At 59.4% G+C, this 16,870-nt stretch carries 14 protein-coding genes; 4 read left to right on the top strand and 10 right to left on the bottom strand.

Going from position 1 to position 16,870, the window contains the following annotated elements; all coding sequences use genetic code 11:
• Positions 1 to 70: 70 nt before the first annotated feature.
• Genes VGC33_RS08055 through VGC33_RS08070 form a run of 4 tightly spaced genes read right to left on the bottom strand, consistent with a single transcriptional unit; the run spans position 71 to position 3,057 of the window.
• Entirely contained in the window at positions 71 to 874 is an 804-nt protein-coding gene (locus VGC33_RS08055) for an amino acid ABC transporter ATP-binding protein (RefSeq protein WP_331120232.1), read from the bottom strand.
• Positions 852 to 1,520 (bottom strand): amino acid ABC transporter permease, encoded by a 669-nt coding sequence (locus VGC33_RS08060; protein ID WP_331120233.1) that lies wholly within the window; start codon positions 1,518 to 1,520, stop codon positions 852 to 854. Before VGC33_RS08060 ends, VGC33_RS08055 begins: the two co-directional genes overlap by 23 nt.
• A complete protein-coding gene (locus tag VGC33_RS08065) occupies positions 1,517 to 2,185 on the bottom strand; it encodes an amino acid ABC transporter permease (RefSeq protein WP_331120234.1) in 669 nt (222 codons plus the stop codon). Before VGC33_RS08065 ends, VGC33_RS08060 begins: the two co-directional genes overlap by 4 nt.
• Before the next feature lie 14 nt (positions 2,186 to 2,199).
• Positions 2,200 to 3,057: a transporter substrate-binding domain-containing protein gene (locus VGC33_RS08070; protein WP_331120235.1), complete on the bottom strand. Its 858-nt coding sequence runs from the start codon at positions 3,055 to 3,057 to the stop codon at positions 2,200 to 2,202.
• A 262-nt stretch (positions 3,058 to 3,319) separates the two neighbouring features.
• On the opposite strand from VGC33_RS08070, the gene VGC33_RS08075 reads away from it, so the two are divergent.
• Together VGC33_RS08075 and srsR are read left to right on the top strand one after the other, a co-directional pair.
• A complete protein-coding gene (locus VGC33_RS08075) occupies positions 3,320 to 4,504 on the top strand; it encodes a sugar transporter (RefSeq protein WP_331120236.1) in 1,185 nt (394 codons plus the stop codon).
• A gap of 137 nt (positions 4,505 to 4,641) precedes the next feature.
• On the top strand, positions 4,642 to 5,562 hold the full coding sequence (srsR, locus tag VGC33_RS08080) for a LysR family transcriptional regulator SrsR (RefSeq protein ID WP_331120237.1): 921 nt from the start codon (positions 4,642 to 4,644) through the stop codon (positions 5,560 to 5,562).
• Here the strand turns inward: srsR and scpC are convergent.
• The 6 genes from scpC to VGC33_RS08110 form a co-directional block, all read right to left on the bottom strand.
• Entirely contained in the window at positions 5,554 to 7,032 is a 1,479-nt protein-coding gene (gene scpC / locus VGC33_RS08085) for a succinyl-CoA:acetate CoA-transferase ScpC (protein ID WP_414636908.1), read from the bottom strand. The genes srsR and scpC overlap by 9 nt on opposite strands.
• Positions 7,033 to 7,066: 34 nt before the next feature.
• The gene (gene scpB, locus VGC33_RS08090; protein ID WP_331120238.1) at positions 7,067 to 7,852 is read right to left on the bottom strand and encodes a methylmalonyl-CoA decarboxylase; all 786 of its coding nucleotides are present in this window, start codon (positions 7,850 to 7,852) and stop codon (positions 7,067 to 7,069) included.
• Between the two features lie 12 nt (positions 7,853 to 7,864).
• Positions 7,865 to 8,860: a methylmalonyl Co-A mutase-associated GTPase MeaB gene (gene meaB / locus VGC33_RS08095; protein WP_331120251.1), complete on the bottom strand. Its 996-nt coding sequence runs from the start codon at positions 8,858 to 8,860 to the stop codon at positions 7,865 to 7,867.
• Positions 8,853 to 10,997 (bottom strand): methylmalonyl-CoA mutase, encoded by a 2,145-nt coding sequence (gene scpA, locus VGC33_RS08100; protein ID WP_331120239.1) that lies wholly within the window; start codon positions 10,995 to 10,997, stop codon positions 8,853 to 8,855. Before scpA ends, meaB begins: the two co-directional genes overlap by 8 nt.
• A 480-nt stretch (positions 10,998 to 11,477) precedes the next feature.
• Positions 11,478 to 12,587, bottom strand: coding sequence for an S-(hydroxymethyl)glutathione dehydrogenase/class III alcohol dehydrogenase (locus tag VGC33_RS08105; protein WP_331120240.1), 1,110 nt, complete (start codon positions 12,585 to 12,587; stop codon positions 11,478 to 11,480).
• Between the two features lie 54 nt (positions 12,588 to 12,641).
• Positions 12,642 to 12,917: a metal/formaldehyde-sensitive transcriptional repressor gene (locus VGC33_RS08110; RefSeq protein ID WP_331120241.1), complete on the bottom strand. Its 276-nt coding sequence runs from the start codon at positions 12,915 to 12,917 to the stop codon at positions 12,642 to 12,644.
• Positions 12,918 to 13,129: 212 nt separating this feature from the next.
• On the opposite strand from VGC33_RS08110, the gene VGC33_RS08115 reads away from it, so the two are divergent.
• Together VGC33_RS08115 and VGC33_RS08120 are read left to right on the top strand one after the other, a co-directional pair.
• A complete protein-coding gene (locus VGC33_RS08115; RefSeq protein WP_331120242.1) occupies positions 13,130 to 14,536 on the top strand; it encodes an NAD-dependent succinate-semialdehyde dehydrogenase in 1,407 nt (468 codons plus the stop codon).
• Between the two features lie 723 nt (positions 14,537 to 15,259).
• Positions 15,260 to 16,594, top strand: a complete 1,335-nt coding sequence (locus VGC33_RS08120) for an MFS transporter (RefSeq protein WP_331120243.1) — start codon at positions 15,260 to 15,262, stop codon at positions 16,592 to 16,594.
• Positions 16,595 to 16,870: the final 276 nt, after the last annotated feature.

Below are 16,870 nucleotides of genomic sequence, written 5' to 3' on the forward strand. Positions count from 1 at the left end.
TACGGCGGCAACCTTGCTTGCCCGGCTGGCGCATGCCCTGTTAACGAATCCGGCACCGCGCGCGATGTTCTCACCCGTCGGGGCCGTCAAACCGCAGCGGGCGTCTCAGCCAGGGCGCCAGGAAAGATTTCAGGCGCCCGGTCGCCGGGTGGCGGAACAGACGCCGCGGCTCGCCGCTTTCCACGATGGCGCCATCGGCCATAAACACCACCCGGGTGGCTATCCGGGCGGCAAACGACATTTCGTGGGTCACCATCACCATGGTGATCCCTTGTCCCGCCAGCCGGCCTATCACCTCCAGCACTTCCTCCACCCGCTCCGGGTCAAGGGCGGAGGTGGGTTCATCCAGCAGCAGCAGCTCCGGCTCCAGCGCCAGCGCGCGGGCGATGCCGACACGCTGCTGCTGCCCGCCCGACAGCCGGCCGGGCCAGGCGCCGGCGTGCTGCGCCATCCCCACCTGCGCCAACGCGGCGGCGGCGCGGCGGCGGGCCTCGGCGCGCGGCAGCCGTTTACCCAGGACCAGCGGCGCGGCAACGTTCTCAAGCGCCGTCATATGCGGCCACAGGTTAAACTGCTGGAAGACCATGGCCAACGGACGCCGCACCCGCGCGATAAGGGCCGCGCTGTCCCGATCGCCGGCTGCCCCGCCAGGGCCGCTATAGCCCAGCGGCCGGCCTTTGATCAGGATCTCCCCCCGATCGTGGGCTTCGAGGAAATTCATGCAGCGCAGCACCGTGGTCTTGCCCGACCCCGAGGGGCCTATCAGGGTCACCACCTCGCCGCCGCGCACCCGCAGGTTGATGTTTTTCAATACCGCCCGTCCGCCAAAAGACTTGCCGACGCCGCGCAGTTCAATGATGGGTTGCGTGGTCATGGGATGCTCCTGCGGCAAACAGGCTATGGCCAATCCAGCCGACGCACAGACTGGTCCCCTGCGCCAGCAGCCAGTAGCCGGCGATAAGCAGGGTATAGGGCAAAATATAGCTATAGCTGGCGGTGACAATCCGTCCGGTGGTCATGGTCAGTTCGGGTACGGTCACGATCGATGCCACCGCGCTTTCCTTGATGGTTAATATCACCTGGTTGCCCAGCAGCGGCAGGCCGAAACGCAGCGCCTGGGGAGTCTCGATATGCCAGAAGCTTTGCCAGCGGGAAATGGCGTGGGCCTGGGCGGCTTCCAACTGCCCGCGGCCGATGCTTAACCAGGCGGCGCGGAAAATTTCGCTAAAATAGGCGGCGCTGTACAGCGTCAGCGACAGGATGGCCGCCGTCAGCGCGCCGATCGTCAGTCCCAGCGCCGGCAGGCCGAAATAAATCACCGACAGCTGGGCCAGGTAGGGCGTGCCGCGTATCATCCACACATAGGCGCGCCACGGCGCATACAGCAGCCGGCAGCGGCCGCACAGCGCCTGGAGCGTAAAGCCGCCCAGGGCGCCGGCCGCCGCCGCGCTCAGGCTGATGGCCAGGGTCACCCCCATGGCCTGCGCAAAATCAGGCAGGTACAGCAGGAAATCGCTCACGAGGGCTCCTTGCGCCAGCGTCGTTCCAGATAGCGGCCCGCCAGGGCCAGCAGGCTGGTCATGGCCAGGTAGATCAGGGCGACGGCGAGGCAGGCCGGCAGCATCCGGTAGCTCGAGGACGCCAGCTGCTGCCCGACCCGCGTCAGATCGGTAATGGCGACAACCGAGACCACCGCCGAGGCCTTGACCACATCAATCAGCTCCGAGATAAGCGCCGGCAGCGCGAGGCGCAGCGCCTGCGGCAGGCGAATATGCCGGAACGTCCGCCACGGCCCCAGGCCGCAGGCAATGGCGGCTTCCTGTTGCCCCGGGGGGATGGCGGCAAAACCGCCGCGCAGGATTTGCGATTGATAGGCCGCGCTGTTCAGGGTGAGCGCAAGCGTAGCGGCGGTCCAGGCGCCGGCGTCGATCCCCAGCTCACCGGGCAGGTAATAGCACAGCAGCACCTGGGCCAGCACCGGCGTGCCGCGAAATACGCTGACATAGGCGCGGGCCAGGACGCGGCAGACGCGCGGGCGCGCGCTATGCAAACAGTAGATGCCGATCCCGGCGAAAAAACCGGCAATCATGGCGGTTGCGCTGAGAAAGGCGGTGGTTGCCGCCCCGCCGGCAAGCATCGGCAGCCAGGCGGCGAGCAGGCGGCAAAAGCCTATCATGTCGTCCATGACGCGGCGCCGGGTTACAGATCGGGTGTCGGCATGCGATCGTCCGGCAGCGCCGTCTCGACCCCGAACCATTTTAATTGCAGCTGTTTCAGGGTGCCGTCGCGGTTGGCCTCGCCGATACCGTCGCTAAACAGTTTTACCAGACTGGCGCTGTCGTCGTCCTTGCGCCCGGCCCAGCCGAAATAGGTGGTGGGCCCGAGCATCGGCCCCATAACGGCAAACACGCCGGGCCGGCTGTTGATAAGCGGACCCAGATTGGCCAGGGATTGGGCCACGCCGTCAAGACGTTTATTGGCCAAATCGGCATAGGCCTCGTCAAAGGCGATATACTGCCTGATTTCTTTCAAGCCCGGCATGCCCTGATCCAGCAACCGCTGGTTGACGGCCTGCAGCACCCGCAGATGGCTCGAGCCGGCGCCGGTGCCCACCACCTTGCCGTTCAGATCCTCAAGGGTGGTAAGCGAGCCATCGTTTTCGCGTTTCAGCAGCGCCACGGTGGATTCGCCCACCGGCACGGTGAACGCGTAACGCGCCATGCGCGGCCGGTCCACCATCATCGCCGTGACCATAAAATCGAATTTTTTCGCATCCAGCCCCGGCAGTATGCCCTGGAAAGGCAGATCCAGCTGCCTGACGCGCACGCCCGGTAAATGCTTTTGCAGGATATGATGCATCAGATCCACGTCATAACCGATGATTTTACCGTCGCTCACCATCTCGAAAGGCGCATAGCGGGCCTCCGTCGCCACGGTCAGGGATTTCGCCGCTTTAACGCGCTCCAGCAAATCCGCGCCCAGGGCCGGCGGGATAAACGCGCCGGCGACGCACAGCGCCGCGCAGCATAATCTCATGATGTTTTGTCGCAAGGTCATATCCACTCCAGTCAAGGTAAAATGGCGCGCGCGGCGGCCGGAGAGGATAGATTAACGCGCTGTAATTGAATGGTTAATGAATTGAGGGTGGAAAAAGGACTTTTTCGCCCGCGCGCCAACTAACATTAGGCGTTTGCAGCCGTTCATTTTATTATCACTACCGCGCCAGCACGTTGTCTTGCGGATAACACCGCCCGATGCCGTCTAATCTTGATTGAATGTTTAACCAAACGATCCCAAAAAAAATAGCCTGCTGATTTCAATGAATACTCCTGATGTTTCCCGCTCGACCGCGTGGCTACGCGTCATTACCCTCGCGTTTGCCGCCTTTATCTTCAACACGTCCGAGTTCGTGCCGGTCGGCCTGCTGACCGACATCGCCCAAAGTTTTCAAATGGAAACCGCCCGGGTAGGGCTGATGCTGACCATCTACGCCTGGGTGGTGGCGCTGATGTCGCTGCCGTTTATGCTGCTGACCAGCAACGTCGAGCGCAGGGTGCTGCTGGTGGGTATTTTCATCGTGTTTATCGCCAGCCATATCCTGTCGTTTGTCGCCTGGAACTTTATGGTACTGGTGATATCACGTATCGGCATCGCCCTGGCGCACGCGGTGTTCTGGTCGATAACCGCATCGCTTGCAATCCGCGTCGCGCCGATGGGTAAAAAGACCCAGGCGTTAAGCATGCTGTCCACCGGCACCGCGCTTGCCATGGTGCTGGGCCTGCCGCTGGGCCGCATCGTCGGCCAACTGCTGGGCTGGCGCGTCACCTTCCTGGTGATCGGCGTTTTCGCCCTGGCGACCCTGGTGTTTATCGTCAGGCTGCTGCCGAAGCTGCCCAGCGAGCACTCGGGATCGCTGAAAAGCGTGCCTATGCTGCTCAAGCGCCCGGCGCTGATGTCGCTTTACCTGCTGGCGGTGCTGATCGTCACCTCGCACTACACCGTCTACAGCTATATCGAGCCGTTTATTCGCCATGCGGCGGCGATGGGCGATGATTACACCACATTATTGCTGCTGATCTTCGGCGGCTCGGGCATTATCGGCAGCGTGGTATTCGGCGTGGGCAGCAATAAATACCCCACCGCCCTGCTGGTGGCGTCCATCGTGCTGGTGGCCGTCTGCCTGCTGGTGTTGCAGCCCGCCGCCGGCTATAAAGCGAGCTTTGCCGTCCTGAGCGTCATTTGGGGCATGGCGTTCATGGCCATCGGCCTGAGCATGCAGGTCAAGGTGCTGGCGCTGGCGCCGGACGCCACCGATGTGGCCATGTCGCTGTTCTCGGGCATCTTCAACCTGGGCATCGGCGCCGGCGCGCTGCTGGGCAATCAGTTTATCCTGCGCGCGGATATCGGCTACATCGGCTATCTGGGCGGCCTGCTGGCCCTGCTGTCCCTTGGTTGGTGTCTGTTTATCTTTCGCCGCTACGCCCTCGAGCTGCGCCGGGCATAACCGTCCGCCGGGCCGGCGCCGCGGGCAAAACGATAGCAAAAAATGGTTAAACCCGCCGATGTGTGATGGCTTTCTCGTTTTGCGCGCCGTGTTTTTGTTACTTGTTAATCTGGCATGGTATGGCGTGAATAGCGGATATGAGTATTTTTGTTTCCAAGAAGCTGGTGAATTTTATCGTATTGGCCCAGACCAACAGTATCGCCAAAGCCGCCGAAAAATTGCACATGACCGCCTCGCCCTTCGGAAAAAGCATCGCCGCGCTGGAGGAGATGGTGGGTTATGAGCTGTTTTCACGTACCGATAACAGCATCAGCCTGAATAAAGCCGGGCAGGAGCTGTACCAGATGCTCTACCCCATCTACCAGCGCCTGGCCAGCATCGATACCGATATCATGCTGGCGTCCAGCCACCATCAGGAACATTGCGTCATCGGCATCGACACCGCCTACCCGACCATGATTTTCGATCAGCTTATCAGCCTTGGCGACAAGTTTGACGGTTTCACCACCAAGCCGTTCGATTTTAATGAAAACGATCTGGTTTCCGGCCTGCTGGACCACGCCGTGGACATGATTATCTCACCGCAGCAGGCCTCAACGCGCATCGCCGAAATGTCCAGCATGCTGATAACGCCGCTTGAACCGCTGAGGCTGGGTTTTTTGGTGTCGCGCATTCACGACAACGTCCAGGCCAGCGTGCTGTTGCACACCCTGCCCTGGCTACAGATGCGGTTCCAGCACCGGGCCAACTTCGAATCGCTTATCGACGCGCACTTCCGTTATGCCGGCATCACGCCCACCATTATCTACCGTCCCTACAGCTTTTTGGCCAAGATCAGCGCCGTCAGCCGCGGGCAATTCCTGACGGTGGTGCCCCATTTCGCCTATCGGTTTGTCAATCCGGCCAGCCTGAAATACTTCGACGCCCCCAACCAGCCGATGTACATGCCGGAATATCTCTATTCGCTGCGCAACTGCAAAACCATCGGCCGGCTGGTCGAGGCCATCGGCCATGACCGCAACGGCACCAGCGCCGATGAACCGCCGCCCTCAAACTAGCATGCTGCCGTACTGTTCCAGGTTCTGGTACAAGTCGAAGGCATGGGCCAGATCGTGGTGGATATGGCCGCGCTTGCCGCGCGCCAGATAGGTATACAGATAGTCACGGTACATTGGATGGGCGCAGTTGCCGATAATCGCCTCGGCGCGCTGGATGGGCGACAGCCCGCGCAAATCGGCCACGCCGTGCTCGGTAATAATCACCTTCACGCTATGTTCGCTGTGGTCCACATGGGAGCACATCGGCACGATGGTGGAGATTTTGCCGCCCTTGGCGATGGACGGCGCCATAAAGATCGACAGGTAGGCATTACGCTCGAAATCACCGCTGCCGCCGATGCCGTTCATTAAATCGACTCCGGCCACATGCGTGGAGTTGGCATGGCCGTAAATATCGAATTCCAGGCCGACGTTAAGGGCAATCACCCCCAGGCGGCGGATGATTTCCGGGTTATTGGAAATTTCCTGCGGCCGCAGCACAATGCGCTCGCTGAAAAAATCCATATTGCGGTAAATACGCTCCAGCACCGACGGCGGCACGGTCAGGCTGGAGGCGCTGGCGCCGATAATCCGCTCCTGCTCGAGCAATTCGATGACCGAGGTCTGCAGCACCTCGGAATACATCATAAACGGCGGAATATCCGCATTGCATCCCAGCACCTTCAGCACCGCGTTGTTGATATTGCCGACGCCGCTTTGCAACGGCAGGAATCCGGCGGGAATACGCTTGGCATGCAGTTCCTTGAGTAAAAACCCTTCAACATTGTGGGCGATTTGCAGGCACAGCGGATTCTCGTTGCCGAACTCGGTAATCTGATCCGCCAGATGGGTGGGCACCACGGCGATAATCTTTTGCGGATCGATTTGCACATAATTCTCGCCCACCCGGTCCAGGGTATGGAAAATCGGCACCATGGTGCGCAGCGGCGGCGCGCCAAGGGAGACGATATCGCTCATTTCGCGGATCCGCGGCGAGTGATACGCATTAAGCTCGATAATCACCCGCCGCGCCTGCTGAAGGTACACCGGCGCGTTGCCGATGCCGCTGGTCAGGTACACCCGTCCCTCCCTGGTGACCGCCGAGGCTTCGATAACCGCGATATCAATCGGGCCGAAAAAGCCATAGTTGACCATTTGCGCCACTTCGCTCAGATGCAGGTCGACGAAATTCACCTCGCCCCGGTTGATTTTATCGCGCAGGGCCGGCGCGGTCTGGTACGGCGCGCGCCATTCCACGGCGTCGGCCTCCGCCAGCTGGTTGTCCGCCAGCGCGCCGATCGACGCCCCGGTGAGCAGTTTGATGCGAAACGGCTGTTCCCGCTGGTGCAGCGCAATCGCCCGCCGGGCCAGCGCTTCCGGCAGGGCCTTGGGGGCGCCGGCCGGGGTAAAGCCGCTAAAGGCCACCATATCGCCATGGGAAATCAATAACGCGGCGTCGTCCGCCGTCATTACCGTAAAATCCTGGTTCATCCTCTTGACTCCTTGCGCCGTTTCACCGCGCGCTCTAGTGGCCGATAAAATTCGCTTTGCGTTTTTCCATAAAAGCCGACATCCCCTCCTGGTAATCCTGGCTGTCGTACACCACCCGCCGCAGCCCCTGGATGCGCTCAAACTCATCGGAATTCAGGGTATGGGCTTCGCCGAGCACCCGCAGCTCTTCCTTGATAACCGCCACCGCCAGCGGCGCCTTTTCGGCAATCACGCAGGCCATGCGCATCGTAAAGGTTTCCAGCTCCAGGGGATCGACGATATGGTTAAGGATGCCGACGTTCAGCGCCCGTTCGGCGGAAATCGGCGCGGCGGTAAAAATCAGTTCCTTGACGATATGAAAACCGGCGTCGCGGATAAGATTATGGATGCCCACCAGGTTATAGGGCACGCCCAGGTTGACCGGCGTCATGGAGAAGGTGGACAGGTTGCTGGCGATGATGATATCGGAACTCATGATAAGTTCGAACGCGCCGCCCCAGACGCTGCCTTCCACCATGGAAATAATCGGCTTGGGGAATTTTTGGATGGCGCGGGTAATCTGGCGCAGCGGGTCGTCGTAGGCCAGCGGGTCGCGCCGGGTTTTCGGCAGTTCATAGATATCGTGGCCGGCGGAAAAGACCTTGGAGCCTTTGGGCGCGCGCAGGATTACGCAGCGGATATCGATATTGTTCAGATCTTCCAGCGCCTGCAGAATATCGCGGATAAACACCGCGCTCAGCGCGTTCAGTTTTTGACTGTAATTAAACTCGATGATGCCCACCCGGTTTTCGATCAGCACTTTAACAAATTCATACGCCATAATTCATTTCCCTTAATGGTTAATTTTTTCAACGATATAGCGGGTAACATCCTCCACGCCCGCGCGCGGCGATACGCTGTGGTTTTCCACCTGCTCCAGCGCCCGGCGGTACCGATCCTGGATATCATCACGGGCGAACAGCGCCGCGAGCGTGTTTTCCTCGATTTGTTTACGCATGGCGTCCAACTGCTGGCGTTTGCGCAGCGCCGTCAGCCCGCCATCCACCGCCATCCGTTGATAAAAGTCGTCTACGGCGCGCCAGATATCGGTGATGCCGCGGGCCTCCAGGGCGCTGCACGTCAGCACCGGCGGCGCCCAGGCCGGATATTTGCGCCGCATGATGGTCAGTGAAGCGCGGTACATTTGCGCCGTAAGCATCACCCGTGCGCGGTTGTCGCCGTCGTCCTTGTTGATAACGATGATATCGGCCATTTCCATAATGCCCTTTTTGATGCCCTGCAGTTCGTCGCCGGCGCCGGCCAGCTGCAGCGAGAGGAAACAGTCCACCAATCGGGCGATATCCACCTCGCTTTGTCCGACCCCCACCGTTTCCACGATAACCAGGTCATAGCCCGCCGCCTCGCACAGCAGCATCAGTTCGCGCGTGCGGCGACTGGTCCCTCCCAGATATCCGCCGGTGGGCACCGGGCGGATAAAGGCGCGCTGCGCGCGGGAGAGAAGCGACATACGCGTTTTATCGCCAAGGATGCTGCCGCCGCTGAGCGGGCTGCTCGGGTCGATGGCAATCACCGCCACCTTCAGGCCCAAGGTCAGCACATAACCGCCCAGCGCTTCGAGAAACGTGCTTTTGCCGGCGCCCGGCACGCCGGTAATGCCCAGCCGCTTCGCCATGCCGGTATGAGGCATGATCCGATCGAGCAGCAGGGTGGCCAGCGCCTGATGCGCGGGGTGGACGCTTTCGATAAGCGTCATCCCCTGCGCCAGGGCCACCCGGTCGCCCGCCAGCAGCCGCGCGACGGTGTTATCCAGTTGGTCGAGGCTAAGCATGGCAAAGCCCGATCTTGTCCAGGACATCGCGCACGCTTGCCAGCATGGGCGTGCCAGGCCCGTAGATGGCGACCACGCCCCGGCTGTAGAGGAAATCGTAGTCCTGCGGCGGGATTACCCCGCCCGCCACCACTTTGATATCCTGGCGGCCGTAGCCGGCCAGGGCGTCCACCAGCGCCGGGATCAGCGTTTTATGGCCGGCGGCCAGCGAAGAGGCGCCGATGACGTGCACGTCATTTTCCACCGCCAGCTTGGCTATTTCCTCGGGGGTGGAGAACATCGGGCTGAGATCGACATCAAACCCGAGATCGGAATAGGCGCTGGCAATCACCTTGGCCCCGCGATCGTGGCCGTCCTGGCCCATTTTGGCCACCAGGATGCGTGGACGCCGTCCCTGTTCCGCCAGGAAGCGATCGGTGGCGGCCTTGATCTGATCAAACTCCGCCGCCCCTTCCGCGCTCTGGTGGTAACTGTTGGCGATAACGCCGGTGACGCAGTTGGTCTGCACCAGATAGCGGCCGAAGGCATCCTCAATGGCCGATGAAATTTCGCCAAGCGTAGCGCGGCAGCGCGCCGCGTGGATGGCCGCCTCCAGCAGGTTGCCGCCCGCGCGCGCCGCGTGGGTTATCATGCCGAGCGCGTCGGCAACCGCGGCGTCGTCCCGGGCGGCGCGGATCTGCCGCAGGCGCTCGACCTGTTCCTGGCGCACCTTGACGTTGTCGATTTCCATGACCGAGGTGGCGTCTTCCTGCGCCAGCTTGTATTTGTTCACCCCGACGATAACCCGTTTGCCCTGGTCGATAAGCGACTGCTGGCGCGCGGAGGCCTCTTCAATCATGCGTTTGGGCAGGCCGGCCTCTATGGCCTTGGCCATGCCGCCCACCTCGACTATCTGATGAATGATGTCCCGCGCCGCCTTGACGACCTGGTCGGTGAGGTTCTCGACATAATATGAGCCGGCCAGGGGATCGACGGTACGGCAGACCGCCGATTCTTCCTGCAGGATGATTTGGGTGTTGCGGGCAATGCGGGCGGAAAAATCGCTGGGCAATCCCAAGGCCTCGTCAAAGGCGTTGGTATGCAGCGATTGCGTGCCGCCCAGTACCGCCGCCAGCGCTTCGACGGTAGTGCGGATCACGTTGTTGTAGGGGTCTTGTTCCGTCAGGCTCCAGCCCGAGGTCTGGCAGTGGGTGCGCAGCGCCTGGGATTTGGGATTGGTGGAGCCAAAACTGCTTACCGCCTCGCTCCATAAATAACGGGCGGCGCGCAGCATGGCGACGTTCATAAACAAATCCATGCCGATACCGAAGAAAAACGACAGGCGCGGCGCGAAGTCGTCGATATCAAGACCGGCGGCCAGCGCCGCCTGGATATACTCAATGCCGTCGGCAATGGTGAACGCCACCTGCTGCACGCAATTGGCGCCAGCTTCACCCATATGGTAGCCGCTGATGCTGATGGTATTGAATTTGGGCATATTGCCGGAGCAGTAGGCAATAATATCGGAAATAATACGCATCGAAGGTTTGGGCGGATAAATATAGGTGTTGCGGCAGAGATATTCTTTCAAAATATCATTTTGGATGGTGCCGGTAAGCGCGGCCGGCGGTACGCCCTGCTCCTCGGCGGCCACGATATAAAACGCCATGATGGGGATGACCGCGCCGTTCATGGTCATGGAGACCGACATTTTATCCAGCGGGATCTGGTCGAACAGTATTTTCATATCCTCGACGCTGTCGATAGCCACGCCGGCTTTGCCGACATCGCCCGATACGCGCTCGTTATCGGAGTCGTAACCGCGGTGGGTGGGCAAATCGAAGGCGACGGAAAGCCCCTTTTGGCCGGCCGCCAGGTTGCGGCGATAGAAGGCGTTGGATTCGGTGGCGGTGGAAAACCCCGCGTACTGGCGTATGGTCCAGGGCTGGGCGGCGTACATCGTGGCGCGGGGTCCGCGCACGAAAGGCGCCATGCCCGGCAGCGAGCCGGTGACCTCCAGGTCGGACAGGTCGTCGGCGGTATACAGCGGCTTGATGGTGATCTCTTCCGCGGTGAGGGTATTTAAATCCTCGACGCTTTTCCCCAGCCGCCCTAATTCTTTATTGGCAAGTGTTTCCCATGCCCCTGTTTGCGCCATTATATTTCTCCAGATGGAATAGAATTATGTTTATTTCATCGGTCTTGCCGATGCGCGGCAATAGGCGGCCATGCCGGATATACGTTATCCGGTTATGGGAGATAAAATAAAATAAGCCCTGGTATCCGCCCGGTTTAAAAAAACCGGTGCGATTATTATGGCCTGTGTTAATTCGTCATGATTGCCCGCATAAGATTCGATGAAATACCTGGGATTATAAATACCACCAGCGGATGATTTTTACAGCCTCAAAAAATGCATGCTGGGCAATCATTATTTGCCGTATGGAAGAAGTGGTTTTGGCGCGGGGCTTCACCGTGGGCGGTTGGATGGAATGGTGGGGGATTGTTGCCGTGGTGGGAGTAACGCTGGCGGTCGGTTTTATGCTGGCGTGGTGAGGGTTTCGCTCGCCAGGCGTTCGGTGGTTATATGGATTGCCGGGAACCGCGCAGCGGCGCGCGACCCCGGCCTGGCGCGCCGTTAAAAATGGATCACCGTGCGGATGGATTTGCCCTGGTGCATTAAATCGAACGCATCGTTGATGTTGTCAAGCGGCAGGGTGTGGGTGATAAAAGGATCGAGATCGATAACGCCCGCCATCGCCTGTTCCACCATGCCCGGCAACTGCGTGCGACCCTTGACGCCGCCGAACGCGGACCCGCGCCATACCCGGCCGGTAACCAGTTGGAATGGGCGGGTGCGGATCTCCTTGCCGGCGCCGGCCACGCCGATGATGATGCTTTCACCCCATCCCTTGTGGCAGCATTCGAGCGCCGCGCGCATGACGTCGACGTTGCCGATGCATTCAAAACTGAAATCCACGCCGCCGTCGGTGAGTTCGACAATCACCTCCTGGATAGGCCGCGCGTGGTCCTTGGGATTGATGCAATCGGTGGCGCCCATGGAGCGGGCCAGCTCGAATTTGCCCGGATTGGTGTCGACGGCGATAATCCGCCCGGCCTTGGCCTGCACCGCGCCCTGTATGGCCGCCAGGCCAATGCCGCCCAGGCCGAAGATGGCGACGGTGTCGCCCGCCTTGACCTTGGCGGTATTATGCACCGCGCCGATGCCGGTGGTGACGCCGCAGCCGAGCAGGCAGACTTTTTCCAGCGGCGCCTTGGGATTGATCACCGCCAGGGAAATCTCGGCCACCACGGTATATTCGCTGAAGGTGCTGGTGCCCATGTAGTGATACAGCGGCTGGCCGTTATAGGAGAAACGGCTGGTGCCGTCCGGCATCAGGCCCTTACCCTGCGTGACGCGTACCGCCTGGCACAGGTTGGTTTTGCCGGAAGTGCAGAATTTGCACACGCCGCACTCGGCGGTGTACAGGGGAATGACATGATCGCCGGGCTTGACGCTGGTCACGCCCTCGCCCACTTCCACCACGATGCCGCCGCCCTCATGGCCCAACACCACGGGAAACAGCCCTTCGGGATCGTCCCCCGACAGGGTGAAAGCATCGGTATGGCAGACGCCGGTGTGGGTTATCCTCACCAGCACCTCGCCCTTTTGCGGCGGCGCAACGTCAATCTCAACGATTTTAAGCGGCTGGCCCGGCCCGAAGGCAACGGCGGCACGAGATTTCATAGGTTTCTCCAATCATAAACAGCACCGGTCAACATCTTACCGTTGGCGGCAACATTACTTCAAATAGGAACGGACCAGACTGGCTACGTCATTAAGCCGGGCGGACTTTTGCGCCGCCGTCAACGCTTCCTCGCCCAGTTCGTCGCGGATATGGATTTCCATGATTTCAGACATCAGGCCGTGGGATGCCCCGCGGATGGCGGCGATCTGCTGGAGCAGCGCGCCGCAGTCGACGCCGGTTTCCAACCCGCGCTCCAGCGCCTCCACCTGCCCTTTGATGCGGCGAACCCGCAGCAGTACGCGATTTTTATCTTCAGCTGAACGTGGCATAACCCAACCTGTGCGCAATCCTATAGTATAGGGGGGTATAGTATATAACATAAAAAACTGAAAGTCATGGACGGGCGTCCGTTGATCAAACGACCAATGGCTTCGATAGAGTAATACTATGAGGAATAATCCCGCGGGGGACTATACTGCATGCACAGGATATCGCGTGACGTCCTCCACTTTACCGGTAGTTTCAAAAGGACAGTATTATCATGAGCGTTAAGCCAGCCGCATCGTCGTCAATCAAAACGGTTAACCCCGCCACCAATAAAATCGAAAAACAATTTGACGTTATGTCCGACCAGCAGATCGAGCAGATTCTGGCCACCGCCGACGCCGCCTTCCAGCAATGGAAAAAAACGCCGTTCGCCGGGCGGGCCAAGCTGTTGCATAAGGTGGCCGCCATCCTGCGCGATCGGCAGGATGAACTGGGCAAGCTGTGTACCATTGAAATGGGCAAGCTGCACGCCGAGGGCGTGGGCGAAGTGCGGCTGTGCGCCGATATTTTTGATTATTACGCCGACCACGGCGAAAGGTTCCTGGCCGATAAGCCGCTGGAAACCGGCATCGGCAGCGCGTTTCTCAGTTATGACCCTATCGGCGTGCTGCTGAGCGTACAGCCGTGGAATTTCCCGTTCTACCAGATAACCCGTTCGGCGGCGCCGAACATCATGGCCGGCAATACCATGGTATTAAAACATGCCTCCAACGTGCCGCAGTGCGCGGCCATTATGGAACGCATCTTTATCGACGCCGGCGCGCCGGCCGGGGTTTACACCAACCTGTTTGTCCCCGGCGCCAAGGTATCGCAGCTGATAGGCGACAAACGCATCAAGGGCGTTTCCCTGACCGGTAGCGAAGCCGCCGGTTCGAGTTTTGCCGCCGAAGCGGGCAAACATGTCAAGAAGTCCACCCTGGAACTGGGCGGCAGCGACGCCTTTGTGGTGCTGGCGGACGCCGATCTGGATCTGGCGGTAAAAACCGCCGCCCTGGGACGCTTATGGAACGCCGGCCAGGTCTGCGTGTCGCCCAAACGTATCATCGTGCTGGAAGATGTCGCCGAAGCCTTTATCGCCAAAGCGCGGGCCATTTATGAAAATATCAGGATCGGCGACCCGCTGGATCCGTCCACACAGCTCGCTCCGCTCAGCAGCGAAAAGGCCGCCGAGGAGATCGTGCAACAGGTGGCAACCGCGGTAAAGGACGGCGCGACGCTTGTCTACGGCGGCCATCGCGTGGATCGTCCCGGCGCCTATATGGAACCGACCATCCTCACCAATATCAAACCCGGCACGGCGGCCTATGCCGAGGAAATTTTCGGACCGGTGCTGTGTATCTATGCCGTCAAGGATGAGGCGCAGGCGATTGCCCTGGCCAACGATTCCATCTTCGGGCTGGGCGGCACCGTTTTTGGCGCCGATACCGCCAAGGCCGTGGCGGTGGCGCGGCAAATCGACACCGGTATGGTATATATCAATCATACCACCGGCATCGCGCCCGAGCTGCCGTTCGGCGGCACCAAGAACTCCGGCTACGGCCGCGAGCAGTCCCCGGCCGGCATCCACGAATTCGTCAATGAAAAATTGATTCGCATCACCACGCCGGACGCGCCTTACTGATCCTGCCCGTCCTGGTCTGTTTCTTATCCCGCGCCCCCGGCTATCGCGCCGGAGGCAACGGCAGTGTCCGGCCATTATTACCCGGCCGGACCGATCGTCGGTTAACGCCTGATCCCCCTCCTTATGCCGTTACCTTTTAATATCGCCCCATTACTATTGGCGTATCGGCAATTGGCGTATCGCCAATAACACAACTAAAAATAATAAAACCTCGTTTCATTATTTTCGCGCATTCTAATAACCTATTATTTAGACAAAAATATAAAATTATTTTAAATATTAAAATAATTATGGAATACTCTAATCAGTCGAATATGCGTGCTGGCCGTTGGGCAAAAGCCCCGAGGCGCGATAATTTGCGCTTTTTATTGGGCAAAAGCACAGTCATTTGTGATTCACATCTCAATAATGATAATAAAAACAAATAAAAACTCTGTTTTTGATCCACAGCACAGACTCCCTATTTCTACAAAATAAACCCCGTTTCACGGCTTAATATTGGTCATTTGCATAATGACTTACACCGACGCCATTTTTATACTGCCCTCTCAAATTAAGGATGGTGATTGATACTTTTTCATTTTTGTATCGCGCCGATACCCATTCAAGGTATACCCAGCCCCTACTGACACACAGAATCTTAATAATGAGGCCTTCGACGGTCGGCGGCATTGCGCCGGCGATCCCAGTCGTAGGCGCGCAGCATTAACGCGGAGAAAGAGTATGGCAATCGAGTCCACATTGGACCAAAAAGGCAGGACCCATGTGCGGTATGTGGTGCTGTTATTTATTTTTATCATTACGGCGGTGAACTATGCCGACCGGGTTACCCTATCGATAGCCGGCACCGCGGTGTCCCACGATCTGGGGCTGGACGTGGTTAACCTGGGCATGATTTTTTCATCGTTCGGCATCGCCTATCTGCTGATGCAAATTCCGGGCGGATGGTTGCTTGACCGGTTTGGTTCGATCAAGGTCTACAGCTACAGTCTGTTTTTCTGGTCGCTGTTCACCCTGCTGCAAGGGTTTGTCGGCGTGCTGTCGGTGCCGATGGCGATTTTTTCGCTGTTTATGCTCCAGTTCCTGTTGGGGTTCGCCGAGGCGCCCGCGTTCCCGGCCAATGCCCGCATTGTCGCCGCATGGTTCCCGGCCAAGGAGCGCGCCACCGCATCGTCGATTTTCAACGCCGCGCAGTATTTCTCCCTGGCGATTTTTTCTCCTTTCCTCGGCTGGCTGGTGTATGCCTGGAGCTGGAAACACGTCTTTACCGTCATGGGCGTGATCGGTTTCATCCTGACGTTCCTGTGGATTAAATTTGTCCATAATCCGTTTGATTCCCCGTACGCCTCGCGCGCCGAACTCGATTACATCGAGCAGGGCGGCGGCGTGGTCAACATGGACAGCAAAAAGGCGAAGGATAACGGTCCCAAATGGCATTACGTCAAACAGTTGCTCACCAGCCGGATGATGCTGGGCATCTTTTTCGGCCAGTATTTCCTTAACACCATTACCTGGTTCTTCCTGACCTGGTTCCCCATCTATCTGGTGCAGGAAAAGGGCATGAGCATCCTGAAGGTGGGCATCATCGCCTCCATTCCGGCGTTATGCGGTTTTGTCGGCGGGATCTCGGGCGGCGTGGTGTCGGATTTCCTGCTCAAGCGCGGCTGTTCCCTGACCTTTGCCCGTAAAGCGCCGATTGTGTTCGGCATGCTGCTCGCATCCAGCATGATCCTGTGCAACTACACCGATAATACGGTACTGGTGGTGGCGCTGATGGCGCTGGCGTTCTTTGGCAAAGGCTTCGGCGCGCTGGGCTGGCCGGTGATTGCGGATACCGCGCCGAAAGAGGTGATCGGCCTGTGCGGCGCCATCTTCAATGTGTTCGGTAATATCGCCTCCATCGTCACCCCGCTGTTGATCGGTTTCCTGGTGAAGAACCTGCATTCGTTTAACAGCGCGCTGATTTTTGTCGGCTGTTCGGCCATTATGTCGATGCTGTGCTACCTGCTGGTGGTGGGTAAAATCCAGCGGCTGGTGCTGAAAGACGTGCCGGCGTAATGTCGCCCTGCGTAATATAGCTCGGGGGATGTTTCGCTTGCGGTAGGGCTATGTTGCCCTGGGAGATGTTTCGCTTGCCATGCGATCGGTATTCATAGGTAGTGCCGGGTGCCGGCAAGCGACCGGAAGGGGCGCACGCGCGCCCCTTCTGGACTTCCCCGCGCCCGGCAGGTCGCGCGTCGCTGCGCGATGCCTTCCGCCGCCTATGCCCCCGTTATGCACCGGCCCGGTTAGCGCTCCCTGCGCTACCGGGCCTTTCGCCGCTCCCGGCGGCTC

It is taken from the genome of Acerihabitans sp. (assembly GCF_036398755.1).
GTDB lineage: Bacteria > Pseudomonadota > Gammaproteobacteria > Enterobacterales > Enterobacteriaceae > Acerihabitans.